Genomic DNA, 20,199 nt, shown 5'->3' on the forward strand with positions numbered 1-20,199 from the left:
TCACGCGGGTTTGTCGCTGTGATCGTGCTCGCCGGGATGGGACGCGTTTTCGTCGTCCGTCAGACCGAGACGGCGTCGGCGTTGCTCGGCGGCGTCGATCTGCGCCTGCACCGCGGCGCTGACGTGGTCCGTGTTTTTGGGACCCGCGCCGAGCTTCGCCATCTCTCCTTTCTTTTTACGCGCGCGCTCCAGCGCGGCCTGGATGATCGCGCGTTTCTTCGCTTCCGGATCGTCGCTCGCGGCTGGCGCGGCAGCGGGCGCGGCCGCTTGCGCTGGCGGCGCTTCGGGCGCTGGCTGGTCCGCTTGTGCGGCGCGCGCTGCCTGACGCGCGCTTGCCCGCGCTTCCGCAGCCGCGCGCTCGCGTTCGAGACGCGCGACGCGGCGGTCGTGCCGTGCGCGCGCCGCATCGGCTTCGTCCTGGCTCCAGGCATCCCAGCCGGTGCGCTCGCCGGTGACGGGCACCATCGCGATGCAATCGACCGGGCAGGGCGGCACGCACAGATCGCAGCCCGTGCACAGCTGCGCGATGACCGTGTGCATCTGCTTCGCCGCGCCGACGATCGCATCGACCGGACACGCCTGCATGCACAGCGTGCAGCCGATGCACGCGTTCTCGTCGATCACGGCGACGGGCCGCGCGCGTTCGAGGCCGTGCGTCGTGTCGAGCGGAATATTGGGCTTGCCGAGCAAGGCGGCCAGTCGCGCGACGCCTTCGGCGCCGCCCGGCGGGCACTGGTTGTAGTTCGCCTCGCCCGCGGCGATGGCGTCGGCATACGGTCGGCAGGCCGGATAGCCGCACTTGGTGCATTGCGTCTGCGGCAGCAGATCTTCGATGCGCTCGGCGAGCGTCTTGGGAACGGTTGCGGTCACGAGGAATTGCGATGATGCCTTGGGGACTGGCGCAGCATGTGCGCGACGCGGGCGAAGGGCGTCGCTGTGATCACGCCGCGCTTCGATGCGAGAAAACGCTTCGGCGTACACGACGACGGCACGCTGCCTGTTCGGCGCGTGTCCCGCTTTCCGGCACGCGCTCGGCTTTGACCGACATTATCGCCGAAGTCGTCAACCGTCGTGGCGAATGGCTTTCAATCCTAATTGCCAATGTCCTTCGATGTGCGCATAATCGAAGCGCTTTTCCGTTTGACCGCAGGACGGTGTTTCCCAATAACCATGGGCAGCGCCCGTTCACGTCATGTACCCCAATGCGGGCCGCGTGACGCTAATCCGGCAACGCGGCTCCCGAGTCATGCCACCATGAATCAGCCGAAAATCAAAAGAGATCCTGAAGGCACCCGGCGCCGTATTTTACTTGCCGCCGCAGAAGAGTTCGCTGCCGGAGGTCTGTTCGGCGCCCGCGTCGATCAGATCGCACGCCGGGCGGAGACCAATGAACGCATGCTCTATTACTACTTCGGTAGCAAGGAGCAGTTATTCACCGCCGTGCTCGAACATGCCCTTGCCGCGCTCGTCGATGCCGAGCGTACGCTCGAACTCGACGGCGTCGCGCCCATCGAAGCAATGACGCGTCTTGCGCATTTCGTCTGGGATTACTATCGGGATCACCCGGAATTGCTGCGCCTCATCAATAACGAAAATTTGCATGAGGCGAGATATATCAAAGGTTCGAATCGAATCCGCGAACTCATTTCGCCGATGGTCACGACGCTCACGGCCATTCTCGATCGTGGCCAAAAGGCAGGATTGTTTCGCACCGACGTCGATCCGCTCAAGCTCTACATCGTACTGTCGGGACTCGGCTATTACATTGTCTCGAACCGATTCACGCTCGAAGCGAGTTTCGGGCTCGATTTCAACGAGCCGGGCCAGCGCGAGCAGATCGTCCGCATGAACACCGAATTGCTGCTGGCTTATCTGACACGCCGCTGATCGGACGCTGTCAAAGAAAAAACGTCGCGCCTTCTGCAAGGCGCGACGTCTTTATTCGAGCGATGGAATCGGTCCCGCCGCGCGCGTACTTACGCGGGCACCGCTTCCGTTTTCGGCGTCTTGTCGTGCTCGAGAATGAACTCGCGCAGCTGCGGATACACCATCGTGCGCCAGCGACGGCCCGAGAAGATGCCGTAGTGGCCGGCCTTCTCCGCCGTGAAATGCCGCCTGTGCTTCGCCGGAATGCCGGTGCACAGATCGTGCGCGGCGCGCGTCTGGCCGCTGCCGGAGATGTCGTCGAGTTCGCCTTCGATCGTGAAGAGTGCAGTGTGCTTGATGTCCTGGGGACGCACGAGTTCGTCGTTGACTTCCCAGGTGCCTTCTGCGAGCCGGAACTCCTGGAACACGATGCGGATCGTCTCGAGGTAATACTCGGCGGCCATGTCGAGCACGGCGTTGTATTCGTCGTAGAAACGGCGATGTTGCTCGGCGTCGTCATCGTCGCCGCGCAGCAGGTTTTGATAGAAGTCCCAATGGGCCGTGAGGTGGCGTTCCGGATTCATCGCGACGAAGCCCGCATGCTGCAGGAAGCCCGGATAAACCTTGCGTCCGACGCCCGGATAATTCGCCGGCACCGTGTAAATGACGTTGTTCTCGAACCATCCGTAAGAGTGCTCGTTCGCGAGCGAGTTGACGGACGTCGGGCTGCGGCGGGCGTCGATCGGGCCGCCCATCATCGTCATCGTGCGCGGCGTGTCTTCGCCACGGCTCGCCATCAGCGAAATGGCGGCGAGCACCGGCACGGTCGGCTGACACACGGAGATCACGTGCAGATCCTTCGCGCCGATGTGGCGGATGAACTCCTGAATGTACTCGACGTAATCGTCCAGATGGAACGGGCCGTTCTCGATCGGCACCATGCGCGCGTCGATCCAGTCGGTGATATAGACCTTGTGGTCTTGCAGCAGCGTTTTCACCGTGTCGCGCAGCAGTGTCGAGTGGTGACCCGAGAGCGGCGCGCACACGAGCACGATCGGCTCGTTCTTCAGCTTGGTGACGGTGGCGCTGTCGTCGGCGAAGCGCTTGAAGCGCAAGAGACGGCAGAACGGCTTCTCGATCACGGTCTGCTCGACGATCGGGATGTTATGCCCGTCCTTGACGATCTGATGAATGCTGAACTCGGGCTTCTCGTAGTCCTTGCCGAGCCGGTAGAGCAACTCGTAACCCGCGGCCAGACGACTCGAGCCGGGAATATAGGCGAGCGGACTGGCCGGATTGACGAAAGATTTCGATGCGGCCTCTGCCCATGCTGTGAGGGGAGACAGCATTGCTCGCTGGAATTCGTGAATTTGATAGAGCATGGTTGCCCCAGTAACTCCGGTGGAACCGGTACGCCCGTTGATCCCGGCAATACATCCGGCGATGAACATCAACGGCATTCGATGACCCCCCGCAGCGTGGCGAGTTGTTGCCATGCTGCCGGGGCACTGTCTTTACTGCGATGCTTCCTGCCTGCGTTTCCCGCTGCGTTTCCCGCACTACCAACCGCGCAATACCGACGCTCGGACAACCTTGACTCGGCGCGGGCAAGATTTTCCGCGCATTAAGCATTGATTTCAACCGATCGGTCGAATTTGCCGGCCTGGAAACAACAGATCTCCGTAACTTATTATTTGTGCATTGCAACAATATAACCGGCAAACACCAATTTCACCAAACAAAACAGTTATTTAAGACTTTCCTGTCGCAGCATCGATCTCGGCTTGCTCTTCCGGCTCGTCATGATTGCCTGAGCCGGATGGCTGGCCCGTGGCCTTTGCCATCTCCTGCTCGTGACGCATCAGGTTCATCCCGGTGTGCACCAGCGCCACGTGGGTGAAGGCCTGCGGAAAATTCCCGACCATGCGCTTCGCCACCGTGTCGTACTCCTCGGCCAGCAGCCCGACGTCGTTCGCGAGACCGACGAGGCGCTCGAACATGGCGTGCGCTTCATCGATCCGGCCCTGCAGCGCCAGATTGTCGACCAGCCAGAAGCTACAAGCCAGAAACGTGCCTTCTCCGGGCGGCAACCCGTCCGCGACTTCGGCGGTGTGATAACGCTTGACGAGGCCATCGTGCGTCAGATTGGTCTCGATCGCATGTACGGTTCCGGTCACTCGCGGATCGTTTGGCGGCAAAAAGCCGAGCAACGGGATGAGCAGCAGGCTCGCATCGAGCGCATCGCTGCCGTAGGCCTGCGTGAACGAGTTCAGCGCCGGATTCCAGCTCTTTTTCAGCACCTCGGCGCGGACGCGCGCGCGCATCGCGCGCCAGTGGTCGATCGGGCCAGGCAGCTCGAACTTTTCCGCCGACTTGATCGCGCGGTCGTAGGCGACCCAGGCCATGACCTTCGAAAACGTGAAGTGCTGGCGGCCGCCGCGCACTTCCCAGATGCCTTCGTCGGGCTCCTCCCAGATGGTGTCGAGGTGCTGCAGCATCGCGCACTGGATCGACCAGGCGGTTTCGTCGCTTTGAAGGCCGCCGACGCGCGCAAGGTGCAGCGCGTTCATCACTTCGCCGTAGACGTCGAGTTGCAACTGATCGACCGCACCATTGCCGATGCGCACCGGCGACGCGCCCTCGTAGCCGGGAAGCCACGCGATCTCCCACTCGGGCAGGCGCCGCTCGCCCGCGATGCCGTACATGATCTGGATCTGCGACGGCGAACCCGCCATCACGCGCCCCAGCCACGCCCGCCACGCGCGGGCTTCGTCGTAGTAGCCGCCGCGCATCATCGCGAGCAGGGTAATGGTCGCATCGCGCAGCCAGCAGTAGCGATAGTCCCAGTTGCGCGTGCCGCCGAGCTGCTCCGGCAGCGAAGTCGTGGGCGCAGCGACGATACCGCCGGTCGGCTCGTAGGCGAGCGCCTTGAGCGTGATGAGCGAGCGGCGGATCGCGCTCGCCCAGCGGCCCTCGAGCTCGCTTTGCCCCGACCATTCGCGCCAGTGATTCTCGGTGCGCGCGAGTTGGGTATGCGGATCGGACGCGTGCGGCAGGCGCAGATGCGACTGCGAATAGCACAACGAGAAGGGCACGCGCTCGCCGGCGGTCACGTCGAAAGAGGCGGTAGTGCGCATGTTTTCGCCCACGAGATCGACCGGCGTGCGCAGCAGCGCGAGATCCGGCCCGGCGATCGCGCGAATGCCGCTGTCGTCGGGCAGGCGGCAGACCCAAGGCACCACCGAGCCGTAATCGAAGCGCAACACGAGCTCCATTTTCATGCGCACCGTGCCGCGTCGGCCGATCACGATGCGCACCAGCTCCGAATGCCCGTTGCGCAAGGGCATGAAGTCGACGATCGTCACCCCGCCTTGCGGTGTTTCGAAATCCGTTTCGAGGATCAGCGTGTCGTCGCGATAGCGGCGCCTGGTGACGGGCATTTCGCCGTCGGGCATCTCGGGCGCGAGGAGCCATCGGCCATGCTCGGGCGTGCCGAGCAGCGCCGCGAAGCACGCGCCGGAGTCGAACCGTGGCCAACAGAGCCAATCAACGGAGCCGTCGCGGGATATGAGGGCGGCGGTATGGCCGTCGCCGACCATCGCATAGTCTTCGATCAGTGCTGGCATAAGCGAAACATCTTCCTGCTGGCGGCGCATGTCGAATCGAAACGCGCCGCGGGTTGAGCAAAATGTTCGGGACGCGCGTGCCCCGAGCAAAGCGCGGCGTCGTGGACGAATGACGCGACGCACGCCACGCAGCTTTCTGGCCGCATTCTGCCCCAATCGTTCGCGGCAAGCAGAAAACCGGGCCGCGCGTGACGACCTCGCGCAACGGCCTGCGCGACAGTAACGAGCGCAGCGTTGGCGGAAAAGCACTAGCGAACCGTCCAGCGCGCCGTTGAAAAAGCATTCGCCTGATGTTTAGAATGAAGTTTCGTGAAAGGTCACGGTGCCGTTTCCTTTGTTACTTCCAGACACTGAAACGCTTGCGCCTTTCGCGCGTCTTTCACGCATGATCCGGGCGCGATGCGCACGCGGGCCATGCAAGCTGCTCTGCGCACTGTCCGGCCGCTCCCTAACGTAGCGTTTTCGAGGAACAGAACCCATGCTCTATCCGTCGAAAGCCGACTGCATCGCCATTCTTTCCGCCGCAAGCCACGTCTCGGATGCGGAGGCACTTCTCGCGCTCGATCACAAGCATCTCGGTCTGTCACGCAACGCGATGGAAACCGCCGCCGCATTCCTCACGGAACGCGGCTGTTTCAACCGATACAGCTTCGGCGTCGGCGGCGTTTCGGTCGGGGCGTTGTCGCTGCAAGGACGCCTGCGTCTCGATCAACTTGCTAACGGCTGACGAAGCTACGTTCGTTACGCCTGTCCTTCTTTCGTGACACTGTGCGCACGCGCGTGTCGGGCCGTGTGCGCGCGTGCGCGTTTAGGGCCGCACGCGGAACCGCCGACGTGAATCGGCGTCACAACGACAGTCGCGCGCCCGTCAGAAATGGGCCGATCCCATGCCGAACAGGCCGATCAGCCCGATCACGATCAGATAGATCGCGACGATGAAGTTCAGCAATCGCGGCATGATGAGAATCAGGATCCCGGCGATCAGCGAGACGAGCGGGCCAAGGCTTAGGTGGATAGTCATCGCGGCAACTCCTGCTGTTGGTTCGAATCGTGTCGGCTGGCCTGTCGTGCGTGGCGTACTTCGGCGGCGAACTCCATCGCTCGCCATGGCGATGCACGCCGTTTGGAGCGGAATTTGCTCTCGCACGTCCTTGGGCCTTGCGATGCCGGCGAACTCGCGCGTCGCCCCGTATAACACGCAGCAAAGAGACGATGAGGAGGTTTCATGCACCCGAGCCATCCCAGCGGCGCGAATTCGCCCAGGTCCGTATTGCAAGACGCGCGCCCGATGCGCGGAAGGCCCATCGCGTGGGCGAAAGGCGTCGCGCTGATGCTCTCGCTGGCGGCCGCGCAAGTCTTCGCGCAAACGGCTGCGACGCCCCCCGCACCTGGTGCGGCGAGCGGCACGGCCACGATGAACGGGTCGCCGGGCGAAGTCTACGATCTGCTCATTGGCACCTATACGGGCGGCGGCAAGAGCGAAGGCATCTATGTGTATCGTTTCGACACGAGCAGCGGTGAGCTGTCCCGCATCGCGTCGGCGCAGACGGTCAATCCGTCGTATCTCGTCGTGAGCCGCGACCGGAATTACGTGTATGCAGTGAACGAATTGCCCGGCGACAACGGACCGGCGACGCAGCGCGGCGGCGTGAGCGCCTTTCGCTTCGATCGTGCGACAGGGCAGTTGAGCTTTCTCAACCGCGTTTCGTCGGACGGCAATGATCCCTGCTACCTCGCGCTTTCGCCCGACGGCAAATATCTGCTGACCGCCAACTACTCCGTAGCTTCGAATCCGGGCGGCAGCTTTGCGGTCTTTCCGCTTGGCTCGGACGGCCACGTGGGCAGCTCGGTGCTGACCGTGCATCACGAAGGCCGCGGACCGGTGAAGGGACGGCAGGACAATTCGCACGTCCACTCGACCGTGTTCTCGCCCGACGGCAAATATCTCTTTGCGCAGGATCTCGGCGTCGACAAGGTGTTTGCCTACCGTTACACGGCCGATCCGTCCGCATCGAGCCGCGGCCTCTTCGGTCCGACCGAAGCGCGCTACACGCCGATCAAGGCGGGCTCGGGGCCCCGCCATCTGATCTTCGACGCGAGCGGCAAGCACGCCTATCTGACGACCGAGCTGAACGCGTCGGTGCTCGTGTTCGATTACCGCGACGGCAATCTCACGCAGGCCCAGATCGCGTCGATGATCGCGCCCGGCTTCAGAGGGAAGATCGGCGGCGGGGCGATTCATCTGTCGCCGGACGGGCGCTTCCTCTACGCGACCAATCGCGGCGACGCCAACGAGCTCGTCCAGTTCTCGGTCGACCCGAAGAACGGCCGTCTGAAGTTCGTCAAACGCTATCCGACGCTCGGCAAGACGCCGCGCGAATTCGCGATCGATCCGACCGGGCGCTGGCTCGTCGTCGGCAATCAGGAAACCGACAGCGCGTACTTCTTCCGCCGCGATCCGCAGACGGGTGAGCTCGCGTCGGACCCGAAGCAACTGTCGATTGGCTCGCCGGTCGATTTCAAGTTCGTATCGCCGTCGTGACGATGTCGGAGCGACGAGAGCGGCCGACGAGCCGCGACCCACACCGCGGCATGCTGTCCGACGACGATGAAAAAGAAACTGCTCAAGGCGGTCATGGTTTCGATGTTGTGCGCGCCGCTCGCGGTGCGGGCGGACGACAACAAGGAGTGCGATTTCAAGCGGGACTGGATGTAGTCGGCGTGTCAGCGCGTGATGCGCGTCGCGCACGACGGCACATGGTATCTCTACATAGCCGGTTACGTCTGGCATATCGATGGCTTCGACAATCGCAGCGAACTCAACCCGTGGTCATACGGCGGCGGGCGCGGGCAAGCACTGGACCGATGCGAACGGCAACGAGGACATCCTCTTCGCGTTCGCTTTTTCGGATTCGCATCACAACTTCGGACCGATCGGCGGCTACGCACGACAGTGGTACACGAAACCGGTGCTCGGCGGATTGCAGGCGGGCGGCGGGTTCTTCGTCGGCGCACGGCGCGCAGCGACATCGCTCATTACCTGCCGCTGCCGCTCGCGCTGCCGATCGGCTCGATACGCTACCGGCGCGCGTCCGTCATGGCGACGATCATCCCGCACATCCCCGGCCTGAACGATGGCGACGTCGCTTTCTTCTGGGGGCGCTACGAGTTCTAGTACGATGCGGTTCCGAAGCGCTTTTCGCGCCCATTTGACTGAAGATGTCCTGAGGAAACCGAAAGGCAATAGCAGGAAATGCAAGATTGAACATGACTCAACCATTCGACGCGCGCGAGCGCCCGCTCAAGCGCAACGAGCCGGCGCCGCCGGGATTCATCAGCGCGTTCAGCTTTGCCGGCGGCGAGGCGCTGCGGCTGACGTGGGACGAAGCGCGCGATTCCGTCGCGGGCAATGGCCCGACGTGGCTGCATCTGTCGGCGAACGACGACACCGTCGAGGGCTGGCTCGAAGGCGTCACGTCGATGCCGGATGTCGCGCGCGAATTCCTGAACGGCGAGGACAAGCGTCCGCGCGTGCATATCGGTTCGAACTTCATGTACGGCGTCGTCGCGGACCTCGAACTCGTCGCGAAGACGCCGGATGCCGCCGCGCCCGGCGCGCGCGAAGCGAACCGTGCGACCGGCGCGCTGCGCTTTTACGTCGACAAACATCGCATGATCACCGTGCGCGCACGGCCGCTGCAATCGACTGACCGGTTGCGCCACGCGGTCCTCGAAGGCGCGATATTCCGCGATACCGTCGACCTCTTCGCGGGACTCATTCGCGCGCTGAACGATACCTTCGCGGACCGCATCGACGAAATCGGCGATTGTCTCGACGATGTCGAGGAAAGCGTGCTCGAAGGAAGCCATTCCAGATGCCGCGCGGTGCTGGGCGACGTGCGGCGGCGCATCGTCGAAGTGAAGCGGTTCATCGATCCCGAGCGCAACGCGCTGACGCAGCTCGTATTGCGCCGCCTCGAATGGGCCGAGCCGCGCTCGATGGAAGCGCTCGTGCAGGCGATTCAGGTGTTGAACGGCCTCGGCGGCGGTCTCGAAGGTCTCTACGAACGCGCGAAGCTGTTGCAGGATGAAATCGCCACGGCGCTGTCGGAGGACATCAACCGCAAGCTGCTCTGGCTCGCGATCATGTCCGCGTTGCTGCTGCCCGCCACGCTCGTGACGGGCATCTTCGGCATGAACGTGGCGGGCTTGCCGGGGACCAAGGATCCGGCGTCGTTCTGGATCGTGGTCGGCGTGATGACGGGCTGTGCCGCCATCACCATCTTTCTGCTGCGCCGCCTGCGGCTCTGGTAACGCTCAGTCCGCCGGGCCGGGCGGCGCGAGCACTTCGCGGTTGCCGTTGTTGCTCATCGACGAGACGAGGCCGGCCGCTTCCATCTGTTCGACGAGGCGAGCCGCGCGGTTATAGCCGATGCGCAACTGCCGCTGCACCGACGAAATCGACGCGCGGCGCGTGCGCACGACAAAGGCGACGGCTTCGTCGTAGAGCGGATCGGCTTCGGCGTCGGGTGTTTCACCGAAGAGATCCTGGGCGCCGCCACCTTCGGAGGTCGGGCCGGACAGAATGCCTTCCTCATACTCCGGCTCGCCGAACTGCTTCAGATGCTCGACCACGCGATGCACTTCGTCGTCCGCGACGAACGCGCCGTGAACGCGCTGCGGATAGCCCGTTCCGGGCGGAAGGAACAGCATGTCGCCCGCGCCGAGCAGCGATTCCGCGCCCATCTGGTCGAGGATCGTGCGCGAATCGATCTTCGACGAGACCTGGAACGCCACGCGCGTCGGAATGTTCGCCTTGATGAGGCCGGTGATCACGTCGACGGACGGCCGCTGCGTCGCGAGAATCAGGTGGATGCCGGCCGCGCGCGCCTTCTGCGCGAGACGCGCGATCAACTGCTCGATCTGCTTGCCCGCGACCATCATCAGATCCGCGAGCTCGTCGATGACCACGACGATGAGCGGCAGCGTGGACAGCGGCTCGGGCGCGTCGGGCGTGAGCGAGAACGGGTTCGTGAGCTTCTTGCCTGCGGCCTCGGTATTGCGGATCTTCTGGTTGAAGCCTTGCAGGTTGCGCACGCCGACCGCCGACATCAGCCGGTAACGCTTCTCCATTTCGCCGACGCACCAGTTGAGCGCGTTCGACGCGAGTTTCATGTCGGTGACGACCGGCGCGAGCAGATGCGGAATGCCTTCATAGACCGACAGCTCCAGCATCTTCGGATCGATCATGATGAGGCGCACGTCCTCGGGCTTCGCCTTGTAGAGCAGCGAGAGGATCATCGCGTTGATCGCGACCGACTTGCCCGAGCCCGTCGTGCCCGCGACCAGCATGTGCGGCGCGCGCGCGAGGTCCGTTACGACCGGATTGCCGACGATGTCCTTGCCCATCGCGATCGTCAGATTCGACTTCGACGTTCGATAGACGTCGTCCTCGAGAATCTCCGAGAGGCGGATCATCTGGCGCTTCGCGTTCGGCAGTTCGAGGCCCATGCAGGTCTTGCCGGGAATCGTTTCGACGACGCGGATCGACGTGAGGCCGAGGCCGCGCGACAGATCCTTCATCAGCCCGACGATCTGGCTGCCGCGCACGCCGAGCGCCGGCTCGACCTCGAAGCGCGTGATGACCGGACCGGCGGACGCGCCGACCACCGTCACCGGCACCTTGAATTCTTGTAAACGCTGCTCGATCAACTGGCCGGTTTCGTTCAGATGCTCCTCGGAGACGGGCTCGATTTCGCCGGACGCGGGTTCGAGCAGATCGAGCGTCGGCAATTCCACCGCCGACGCGTGCGGCGCATGGAACTCGAACTCGGTCGGCGCGGAGCCGCGCACCGGCGGGCGCGGTTCGGGCGGGGAGGGCGGCGTCGCGGCCTGCTGACTCGTGACGGGAGGCGCGACGACCGGAAAGCGCACGATGTTCGACGGCGATGCGAATTCGTCGCCGGCGACCTGGCGCTCGGCGACGGGTTGCGGCTCCTCCTCCGGCATGTCGAGCACATCGTCCGGCTCGTCGGCGACGCGCAAGAGCGGCGGGGCAGGGGGCTCGCTGTGGGCTGCGCGGGACTCCGGCATGTCGAGCCACGGCGGCGTCGGCGCGAGATCGCGCGAGTCCTGTGCTTGTTCCGGCTGTCGCGCGACGGGCGGAAGCGCCGCCGTCTCGGCCGGGCGAGGCAGTGCCGGTTCGGACGGCAAGTGAATGCGCGTGGGCGCTTGCGTTGCGTTTGCCTCGGCCGCGTTCGGCTCGGCGGGGGCCGGCGGTTCCGGCAGACGCAAGTCGAAGAGCGGCGGCGGCTCGACAAGCGCGGGGGCGATCACGTGCGCGTCGATCAATGGCGGCTCGATGCGCGCTTCGGTTTCCTGGACCTTTTCGGGCGCGGGTGCCATCGGCTCGATGTGCGGATGGACTTCCCGGACCCGTTCGGGCTGCGGCGTCACAGCCTCGATGGCCGCGTCGAATTGCTGGATCGGTGCGGGCACGGGCGCCGCCGGCTCGATGCGCGCTTCGATTTCCCGGGCCTTTTCAGGCGGCGGCACCTGCGGCTGCGGCTCGATGCGCGGTTCGGGCACCGTTCCGACGATGCCTTCGTCGGCTGTCGTCGACGCTTTCACCTCCTCGGCGTTCGGCTGAACGTCGGACTGGCCGGCCCGCGCCATCGCCACATGTCCGCGAGCGAGACTCGCGCCCGCGAGCGACGTCCACAGCGCGGTTTTTTCCTCGATGGATCGCAACGTCGCCTGAATCGCTTCGGGCGCGGGCGGCGGCGTGGGCGGCCCGAGCGGTGTGGCCGGCCGCGAGAACGCCGGTGCGGCGAGCGGTGTCGGCGCGAATTCACGCGTCGCACCGACCGCGGAGGGATGCACGGATGGCGCACGTCGGAAGCCCTGTGGCGCCCGAGGCAGAGGCGTTCTACGCGCGGCGCTCACGCCCGTCGCGACGGACGTGGATATGCTCGCCGCGCCTGACGGCCGTTGCGCGGGCATCGACGTCACCGGACTGCGCGGGCGATCCATGCGAGGCGCGGGCGTCGGCGGCGCGGACATGCGCGGCTTGTCGACGGCGACAGACGCGCGCAAGCCCGAGCCCGAAGGTTCGAACGCGGACGCCCGACGCGCCCCGAACGGCGCGCTGGCCTCGCGATTCGCCGATGACGCCGACGGATTCAGCCAGTCCGAAGGCGCGACCGGCTCGATCTGCGTCACCGGACGCGGGACACCGGCCGCCTCGAACGCGGGGCGCTTCGCGTAAGCCTCGGCGGTGGCGATGGCGCTCGCGGTGGCCATCGACGTGCGTTTGGCACTCTTGCCGTTCGAAGGCGGGCGCCACACGGTCGGCCGCTGATAACGGCTGCTCCGGGGGGCGGTCGGAAGACCGAGCGTCGGCTCGTCGTGCGACGTGCGCGGCGGCGGCGCATCGAAACGCTCCGCGCGATGAGCGCGTTCCTGCGTATCGCGCGCGGCTCTTGCGTGCGCGCGCCGTTCGAACCAGTTGCCCGCCTTGTTGCGAGTCTTGTCGCGGCTGGGCGAACTTTGTCGCGACTCGCTTTCGCGCTCGCGCGGCGTGAGCCAGCTTTGCGGCAGGCCGAAGCCGAACGCTTCGTCCGCCCATGCCAGCACCGAACGCCAGCTGAATTCGATCAGCCACGGCAGGCATATCGCGAGCACGATTGCCGCGAGCGCGGCTGCGCCGCCCAAATGCGCGGGTCCGCTCAACGCTGTGGCGAGCGCGCGCCCGCAGCGGTTGATGTTCAACTGCGTTTCGAGTGAGTTTGCGAGCGCGCCTTCCAGCGTGCTGCTCGCGAGCAGTACTCCGATAAAGCCGAGCCAGAGGCGGATCGTGCCGGGGCCGCGCACGCCTGCGCTGCCCGGCAGCGCGAGCTTGACAATGCGCCAGAAGAGCGGAAGAAACCAGACGACCGATGCACCGAACCAGCCGAGAACTACCATGTGCATGCTTGAGATTGAATCAATGTTGGGTGAAACGAATCAGGTTGTGACCCGGAGACTGCCACTCGGCCGCGCCTGCCGGCCGGACTGTTCGATCGAGCAGTTTAACGGCAACCGCGCGGGCGCCGCGCAGGCACGACACGCGTGCCGCATGTACGCAACACATCACTTCGCGCGAGCCGAGAAGATGAGCACCTGACCGTCGTCGAGCGTCAGTTGCAGCGTTTGCGGCGGGTTCATCTGCACGCCGCTTTTCGCGATATGCGCAAGCGCCTCGAGATAGGGCCGCTCCAGCGCGGCACCCGCACCCTGCACGCACGCCATGCGCGTGCCGGCGAGCGGGCCGAACGTGAGCTTGCCGTCCTTCAGTGCGTATGCGCCCGCGAAACGGTTGCAGCCCGAAAAACCGCTCGCCTGGCGATGACCATTCGCGGTCGAGAAATCGAGCGTGATCGGCCGCGCGTCGCTCTCGCCCGCGTGCGGCACCGCGCGCGGCTGGCCGCTCGCGTCGGTCCAGCTCGTGAGCTCCCATTGCGTGTCGTCGAGTAATTGCGTGGCGGCAGGATTATAAGGATCGGTGGGCGGCGCGCTCGCATCGGGGTGCTTCGGCATCGCGCAGCCGGAGACGACCGTCGCCGCGACGACGAATGCGCACGCGCGGGACGCCAGCGAAAGCGCCGCTTTGCGGCGCGACAGGAAACCTGACGATGAGCGCGCCGAACGAAGAGCGTATGCGCGAAGGAAATGCATGGGCATCGATGATCCTGAAGCAGGCGAAACCGTAAGGGTATCGCACGCGTCCTACTATTTGTCTAGCGCCCACGAGCAACAAAATGTTCGACTTGACCGTCCGCGGCTGTCATCGATCGGCAATGCGCGGGAATTCCCGTCGACATTTTCGTGTCAACACGGTTTGCGAGGACGCTGTCAATAGACCGGACGGCAGAGTGTTACGGTCGGCGCTGCGTGTTAACATCGCGCCCAATTCCGCCGCTTTCGGCTTTATTGGCCTCGTCACCGATCGATCCCTGGAGCACTCATGCAGACCGATTCAATCCGTCCTGATGCGTGGCGCATCGGCACGCCGCTTTCCGCCAACGCGACCCGCGTCATGCTGCTCGGCGCGGGCGAACTCGGCAAGGAAGTGATCATCGCGTTGCAGCGCCTGGGCGTGGAAGTGATCGCGGTCGACCGCTATGCGAACGCGCCGGGGCATCAGGTTGCGCATCGTGCGCACGTGATCGACATGACCGACGCCGCGGCGCTGCGCGCGCTCGTCGAGAAGGAGCAGCCGCATCTGATCGTGCCGGAGATCGAGGCGATCGCGACAGACGCGCTCGCCGAAATAGAAGCGGCGAAACTCGCGACCGTCATCCCGACGGCGCGCGCCACGCAGCTCACGATGAACCGCGAAGGCATCCGGCGCCTCGCCGCCGAGGAGCTCGGCCTGCCGACATCGCCCTATGCGTTCGCGCAATCGCTCGACGAGATGAAGGCGGCAATCGCGAAGATCGGCTTTCCGTGCGTCGTGAAGCCGGTGATGTCCTCGTCGGGCAAGGGGCAGTCCGTGCTGCGCAGCGATGCCGACGTCGAACCGGCATGGAATTACGCGATGGCAGGCGGGCGCGTGAATTACGGACGCGTGATTGTCGAGGGCTTCATCGACTTCGAATACGAAATCACGCAGCTCACCGTGCGGGCGGCGGACCCCGCGAGCGGCGAAACGCAAACTTACTTCTGCGATCCGATCGGGCACGTGCAGGTCGCGGGCGATTACGTCGAATCGTGGCAGCCGCAGGCGATGAGCCCCGCCGCGCTCGAGAAAGCGCGCGATGTCGCCGCGAAGGTGACGACCGCGCTCGGCGGGCGCGGGCTCTTCGGCGTCGAGCTCTTCGTGCGCGGCGACGACGTCTGGTTCTCCGAAGTGAGCCCGCGTCCGCACGACACCGGCCTCGTCACGCTCGCGACGCAGCGCTTCTCCGAGTTCGAATTGCATGCACGCGCGATTCTCGGCTTGCCGGTCGATACCGCCCTGCGCGAGCCGGGCGCGTCCGCGGTGATCTACGGCGGTCTGGATGAAGCGGGCATCGCGTTCGAGGGCGTGGCGCAAGCGCTCGCCGTGCCGGGCGCGGATGTGCGGCTGTTCGGTAAGCCGGAGAGCTTCGTGAAGCGCCGCATGGGCGTCGCGCTGGCGACGGGGGCCGACACCGACGAGGCGCGCGAGCGCGCGAAACTCGCGGCGTCCAAGGTGCGGCCGGTTTCGGCCAGATGACCGGCCCACGGGCGCCGGCGGGAGCGAGAACGTGATATGGAAAGCACTGGCCGCGCTCGTCGCGGTTTCGCTGGGACTTTCAGGCTGCGGGCTTGCCGCGGCGCCGTGCCGTATCGCCTCGGCGGGACTGAAGATCGTGCCGGTCGTCGGGCATGTCGCGGCGGCGCCGACCGACGCATGCGCGGACGTGATCGATCCGTGATCGCTGCGCTCGCATCGACTTCGAAACCATCGCAAATCGGATGATGAAGAAACCCATCGCACTCACGTTCGCATTGCTCGTCACGCAATCGGCCGTTGCAATGCCGCTCACCGTGCCGCAGATCCAGACCGCGTCGACGCAGACGACCCGCTACGACTGCAAGGACGGCAAAAGCGTGTCAGTGCAGTACACGAACACGCGCAATCGACAGAGTTTCGCGGCGCTGACCGTCGACGGGCGCAAGCTGCTGTTCGTCAACGTGGTTGCGGGATCCGGCGCGAGATACGTCGCCGATCAGTACACGTGGTGGACCAAGGGCTCGCAGGCGAACCTGTACGACGAAATGGCCGCGAAGGACTCGCCGCCCCTGCTCGCGGATTGCGAGGCGCGCAAGAAGTAGGCGCGCAGCATGCTGGAAGAAGGTCGGACCGCGCTGTCGCGCCGCGCGAGCGTACTCGCGTGCGGTGCTACAATGTGCGGCTTTCCGGCTGTGAAATCGTTGCCGGACCGGATTCCGGATTTTCCGGCATCGCCGTTCGATGCCGGCTTGAGCGGTACACGGGCCTCGAGCGAACCGCCGCTCCAGAAAATCGGTGATGCCGCGTGCCTTGAAGGCGTCATCGAAGCCGTGTCCTATCGGAGCGCGGGCTCGCGTACCGGAACGGGCGAGTCAGGCTCGAAACAGGCCGCCCCGTCTAGCGCGCACTTCGTGCCTGATTGATGCGCCGCGTGCGCCAACGAAACCCATCCGCGTAAGCAACCGGTCGCGACGATCGACCGAACGATTCGACCGATTTTTTACGCGCGCCGCATCGAGCGGCACTTTAGCGAAAGCCAATATAGTCACCATGTCCGATTCCGCCGCCACGAACACGTCCACCGCAGGGGCCGACGCGCCGACGTTCGACCAGTTCGGATTGTCCGCCGACATCCTGAAAGCGGTGAGCGAGTCCGGCTACACCACGCCCACGCCGATCCAGGCGCAGGCGATTCCGGTCGTCCTCGCGGGCCGCGATGTCATGGGCGCCGCGCAGACCGGCACCGGCAAGACCGCGAGCTTCTCGCTGCCGATCATTCAGCGCCTGCTGCCCTCGGCGAACACGAGCGCCTCGCCCGCGCGCCATCCGGTGCGCGCGCTGATGCTCACGCCGACGCGCGAGCTCGCCGACCAGGTCGCCGCCAACGTGCAGACTTACTCGAAGCACACACCGCTGCGCAGCACGGTGGTGTTCGGCGGCGTCGATATGAACCCGCAGTCCGATGCGTTGCGCCGCGGCGTCGAGATCCTGATCGCGACGCCCGGGCGTCTGCTGGATCACGTGCAGCAGAAGACGGTCAATCTCGGCCAGGTGCAGATGCTCGTTCTCGACGAAGCCGACCGCATGCTGGACATGGGCTTCCTGCCCGACCTGCAGCGCATCCTGAATCTGTTGCCGAAGGAGCGTCAGACGCTGCTCTTCTCGGCGACGTTCTCGCCGGAAATCAAGAAGCTCGCGTCCACGTACTTGCGCAATCCGCAGACGATCGAAGTCGCGCGCAGCAATTCGACCGCCACCAACGTGCGCCAGATCGTCTTCGAGGTGCATGAAAGCGACAAGTCCGGCGCGGTCTCGCAACTCATTCGCGAGCGCGAGTTGAAGCAGGTCATCGTGTTCTGCAACAGCAAGATCGGCGCGAGCCGGCTCGCGCGCGTGCTGGAGCGCGACGGCATCGTTGCGACGGCGATTCACGGCGACCGCACGCAAGGCGAGCGCATGCAGGCGCTCGACGCGTTCAAGCGGGGCGAGATCGAGGCGCTCGTCGCCACCGACGTCGCGGCGCGCGGTCTCGATATCGCCGAGTTGCCGGCCGTCATCAATTTCGATTTGCCGTTCAACGCGGAAGATTACGTGCACCGTATCGGCAGAACCGGGCGTGCGGGTGCGTCGGGCGATGCGCTGTCGCTGTGTAGCGCGAACGAGCGTAAGCAGCTCGCGGACATCGAGAAACTGATCAAGCGTCCGCTCGAAGTCGAAACTCTCGAAGTGACGCAGCGTGCGCGCCGCGACGGATCGGCGCCGCGTCGCGATGAGCGCTTGGGCCGCCCGGAGCGGACCGAGCATCGTCATGCCTCGCGCGACGAATCTGGTTCGCGGCGCCGTCCGGCGGGCGCGCACGATCGCCCGCGTGGCCGTCAGCAGCCCGTCGACGAATTTTTCCTGAAGCCGTACGAGCCGTCGCCTTCGGCGATGAAGCGTCACGAGGAAACGGTCGAACCCGAGCGCAAGAGCGCGCCGAAACAGCCGCTCGCGGCGTTGCTCGGTGGGCTTGGGATGCCGCGCAAGTCGTCGTGAGTTCCTGACGCCGAACGAAAAAGGCAGCCCGCGCGGCTGCCTTTTTTGCTTTCGGGCGACGAATCTAGCGCGCGAAGCGCTTCGCCCATTCGGCCGTCGCGGCGCTGTAGAACGTGTCGAGGGAATCGGTCGACACATCGATGCCCAGATGCCGCGCCGCTGCGACGAGCGCCTGGAGAGGCGCGTGCCGATCGAGCGGCGCCGCGCCCGTCTGCTTGCTCAGTTTCTCGCCGACGTCGTTGTTGACGACGGCCACATGCAGATAAGCCGGCGTCGGCACACCGAGGCAGCGCTGGAGATAGATCTGCCGCGCGGTCGAATCGAGCAAATCCGCGCCGCGCACGATGTGCGTTATTCCGGCGTCGGCGTCATCGACGACGACCGCCAGTTGATACGCCCACAGCCCGTCCGCGCGCTTTAGCGCGAAATCGCCGACCTCGGTTGCGAGATTCTGCGTTTGCGGTCCTTGCCAGCGATCGACGAACGTAACGACCGCCGCATCGCCATCCGGCACGCGCAGCCGCCATGCGCGCGCGGGCTTGCCATGCAGGCCGCCGCGGCATGTTCCTGGATAGGCGAGCGTCGCATGGCGCGCGTGCGCGTGCACCAGCGAATCCGCGATTTCGCGTCGCGTGCAGCCGCAGGGATAGATGAAGCCTGCCGCCTGAAGACGTTCGAACGCGGCCTGATATGCATCGCCGCGCTCGCTTTGCCAGACCGGCGGTTCGTCCGAATGCATACCGAAATGCGCGAGCGTCGCGAGGATTTCATCGGCGGCCCCGGGCACGGTGCGCGGCGCATCGACATCCTCGATGCGCACGATCCAGCTCCCGCCGTGCGCGCGGGCATCGAGAAAACTCGCGAGCGCGCTGACGAGAGAACCCGCGTGCAGCGGTCCAGTAGGCGAGGGCGCGAAGCGGCCGCGATAGGTCATCGGGCTCTTGTCGATCTCTAGGCCGCGCGGCTGACCTTTGCGTCGGGATGGCAAGCCGGGCACGTTTCGCCTGGCTTGTAGAACGGCGACATCTGATCTTCGACCGACACCACCGCGCGACAGCCGAAGCACTGCGCGGTCGCGGTGGGCTGCAGGTTCGGATCGAGCGCCGTACGGTAATCGAACACGAAGCATTCGCCGGTGTAATGCGCGCCGCCCACTTCCTCGAAGTACTTCAAAATGCCGCCTTCGAGCTGATAAACGTGCTCGATGCCGACTTCCTTCATGTGAATCGCGGCCTTTTCGCAGCGGATTCCGCCGGTGCAGAACGACACGACGGTCTTGTCCTGCAGATCCGCACGATTTTGCTCGATCACCTCGGGAAACTCGCTGAATTTCGTGATGCGGTAATCGAGCGCGTTGTCGAACGTGCCGACGTCCACTTCGAACGCGTTGCGCGTGTCGAGCATCACGACCGGACGACCTTCGTCGTCATGGCCGCGGTCGAGCCAAGCTTTCAGCGTGGGCGCGTCGACGGAAGGCGCGCGGCCGAGTTCCGGCTTGATCGCGGGCTTTTTCATCGTGATGATTTCGCGCTTGAGCTTCACGAGCATGCGGCGAAACGGCTGCTTCGCGGAGAGGCTTTCCTTGAACTGCAGATCGGCGAAACGGCCGCCGAAGAGGGCATCCGTGCGAATGTAGTCGATGAATTCGCGGACTTCGGCAATCGGACCGGCAATGAAAAGATTGATGCCCTCCGGCGCCAGCAGAATCGTGCCTTTCAGGCCGAGCGCGTTGCAGCGTTCGGTGACGAGCGGCCGCCACGCGGGGCCGTCCTCGATGGTGACGAATTTGTAGGCGGAGAGATTCAGAATGCTCATGATCGGATGACGCGCAAACGGCTGTAACGGGTAAAAAGTGCGCGGATGAAACGCGCGCAAAACACGTATTATCCCGCAAACGGCACGTGGCTCTCCGGGATTCGATCTGCCGTGTCGCCG

17 protein-coding genes and 1 pseudogene are annotated in these 20,199 nt (G+C 65.0%); 10 read left to right on the top strand and 8 right to left on the bottom strand.

The window, feature by feature from the left end; genetic code table 11:
- Nucleotides 1-870 (bottom strand): electron transport complex subunit RsxB, encoded by an 870-nt coding sequence (rsxB, locus tag NCR38_RS04230; RefSeq protein WP_250476479.1) that lies wholly within the window; start codon nucleotides 868-870, stop codon nucleotides 1-3.
- Nucleotides 871-1,254: 384 nt separating this feature from the next.
- Here rsxB and NCR38_RS04235 point away from each other — a divergent pair, with 384 nt between their 5' ends.
- On the top strand, nucleotides 1,255-1,887 hold the full coding sequence (locus tag NCR38_RS04235) for a TetR/AcrR family transcriptional regulator (protein ID WP_061121769.1): 633 nt from the start codon (nucleotides 1,255-1,257) through the stop codon (nucleotides 1,885-1,887).
- Between the two features lie 89 nt (nucleotides 1,888-1,976).
- On the opposite strand, the gene NCR38_RS04240 is transcribed toward NCR38_RS04235, so the two are convergent.
- Nucleotides 1,977-3,248 carry a polyhydroxyalkanoate depolymerase gene (locus NCR38_RS04240; RefSeq protein ID WP_061121768.1) on the bottom strand — a complete coding sequence of 424 codons (1,272 nt, stop codon included), beginning with the start codon at nucleotides 3,246-3,248 and terminating at the stop codon, nucleotides 1,977-1,979.
- Between the two features lie 369 nt (nucleotides 3,249-3,617).
- Nucleotides 3,618-5,492 carry a glycoside hydrolase family 15 protein gene (locus NCR38_RS04245; RefSeq protein ID WP_250476480.1) on the bottom strand — a complete coding sequence of 625 codons (1,875 nt, stop codon included), beginning with the start codon at nucleotides 5,490-5,492 and terminating at the stop codon, nucleotides 3,618-3,620.
- Between the two features lie 478 nt (nucleotides 5,493-5,970).
- Between NCR38_RS04245 and NCR38_RS04250 the strand changes: the two genes are divergently transcribed.
- Complete coding sequence (locus tag NCR38_RS04250; RefSeq protein WP_250476481.1) at nucleotides 5,971-6,219, top strand: hypothetical protein; 249 nt, start codon at nucleotides 5,971-5,973, stop codon at nucleotides 6,217-6,219.
- A 141-nt stretch (nucleotides 6,220-6,360) separates the two neighbouring features.
- On the opposite strand, the gene NCR38_RS04255 is transcribed toward NCR38_RS04250, so the two are convergent.
- Nucleotides 6,361-6,513 carry a DUF3096 domain-containing protein gene (locus NCR38_RS04255; RefSeq protein WP_074168899.1) on the bottom strand — a complete coding sequence of 51 codons (153 nt, stop codon included), beginning with the start codon at nucleotides 6,511-6,513 and terminating at the stop codon, nucleotides 6,361-6,363.
- 267 nt (nucleotides 6,514-6,780) lie between these two features.
- Between NCR38_RS04255 and NCR38_RS04260 the strand changes: the two genes are divergently transcribed.
- From NCR38_RS04260 to NCR38_RS04275, 4 genes and pseudogenes are all read left to right on the top strand, one after another.
- Nucleotides 6,781-8,034, top strand: coding sequence for a lactonase family protein (locus NCR38_RS04260; RefSeq protein WP_250476482.1), 1,254 nt, complete (start codon nucleotides 6,781-6,783; stop codon nucleotides 8,032-8,034).
- Nucleotides 8,035-8,287: 253 nt separating this feature from the next.
- Nucleotides 8,288-8,443: pseudogene (locus NCR38_RS04265) on the top strand (hypothetical protein); the annotation flags it as partial.
- Between the two features lie 2 nt (nucleotides 8,444-8,445).
- Nucleotides 8,446-8,667 carry a hypothetical protein gene (locus tag NCR38_RS04270; protein WP_250476483.1) on the top strand — a complete coding sequence of 74 codons (222 nt, stop codon included), beginning with the start codon at nucleotides 8,446-8,448 and terminating at the stop codon, nucleotides 8,665-8,667.
- A gap of 92 nt (nucleotides 8,668-8,759) precedes the next feature.
- Nucleotides 8,760-9,806 carry a transporter gene (locus NCR38_RS04275; protein WP_250476484.1) on the top strand — a complete coding sequence of 349 codons (1,047 nt, stop codon included), beginning with the start codon at nucleotides 8,760-8,762 and terminating at the stop codon, nucleotides 9,804-9,806.
- Between the two features lie 3 nt (nucleotides 9,807-9,809).
- Here NCR38_RS04275 and NCR38_RS04280 read toward each other — a convergent pair whose 3' ends face one another.
- Nucleotides 9,810-13,463, bottom strand: coding sequence for a DNA translocase FtsK (locus NCR38_RS04280; RefSeq protein WP_250476485.1), 3,654 nt, complete (start codon nucleotides 13,461-13,463; stop codon nucleotides 9,810-9,812).
- Between the two features lie 159 nt (nucleotides 13,464-13,622).
- A complete protein-coding gene (locus NCR38_RS04285; RefSeq protein WP_061121763.1) occupies nucleotides 13,623-14,213 on the bottom strand; it encodes an META domain-containing protein in 591 nt (196 codons plus the stop codon).
- Between the two features lie 283 nt (nucleotides 14,214-14,496).
- Between NCR38_RS04285 and purT the strand changes: the two genes are divergently transcribed.
- The 4 genes from purT to NCR38_RS04305 all read left to right on the top strand — a co-directional run bounded on the left by purT (nucleotide 14,497) and on the right by NCR38_RS04305 (nucleotide 18,264).
- Nucleotides 14,497-15,729, top strand: coding sequence for a formate-dependent phosphoribosylglycinamide formyltransferase (gene purT, locus NCR38_RS04290; protein WP_061121762.1), 1,233 nt, complete (start codon nucleotides 14,497-14,499; stop codon nucleotides 15,727-15,729).
- Between the two features lie 31 nt (nucleotides 15,730-15,760).
- A complete protein-coding gene (locus NCR38_RS04295; protein WP_250476486.1) occupies nucleotides 15,761-15,931 on the top strand; it encodes a DUF6726 family protein in 171 nt (56 codons plus the stop codon).
- A gap of 40 nt (nucleotides 15,932-15,971) precedes the next feature.
- On the top strand, nucleotides 15,972-16,331 hold the full coding sequence (locus NCR38_RS04300) for an MliC family protein (RefSeq protein ID WP_250476487.1): 360 nt from the start codon (nucleotides 15,972-15,974) through the stop codon (nucleotides 16,329-16,331).
- A gap of 448 nt (nucleotides 16,332-16,779) precedes the next feature.
- Nucleotides 16,780-18,264 carry a DEAD/DEAH box helicase gene (locus NCR38_RS04305; protein ID WP_061121760.1) on the top strand — a complete coding sequence of 495 codons (1,485 nt, stop codon included), beginning with the start codon at nucleotides 16,780-16,782 and terminating at the stop codon, nucleotides 18,262-18,264.
- A gap of 64 nt (nucleotides 18,265-18,328) precedes the next feature.
- Here the strand turns inward: NCR38_RS04305 and gluQRS are convergent, their stop codons facing one another.
- Nucleotides 18,329-19,198: a tRNA glutamyl-Q(34) synthetase GluQRS gene (gene gluQRS / locus NCR38_RS04310; protein ID WP_250476488.1), complete on the bottom strand. Its 870-nt coding sequence runs from the start codon at nucleotides 19,196-19,198 to the stop codon at nucleotides 18,329-18,331.
- A gap of 17 nt (nucleotides 19,199-19,215) precedes the next feature.
- A complete protein-coding gene (locus tag NCR38_RS04315; RefSeq protein ID WP_250476489.1) occupies nucleotides 19,216-20,079 on the bottom strand; it encodes a sulfurtransferase in 864 nt (287 codons plus the stop codon).
- Nucleotides 20,080-20,199 lie beyond the last annotated feature (120 nt).

It is taken from the genome of Caballeronia sp. INML1, from assembly GCF_023631085.1.
In the GTDB taxonomy this organism is placed as follows: domain Bacteria; phylum Pseudomonadota; class Gammaproteobacteria; order Burkholderiales; family Burkholderiaceae; genus Caballeronia; species Caballeronia turbans.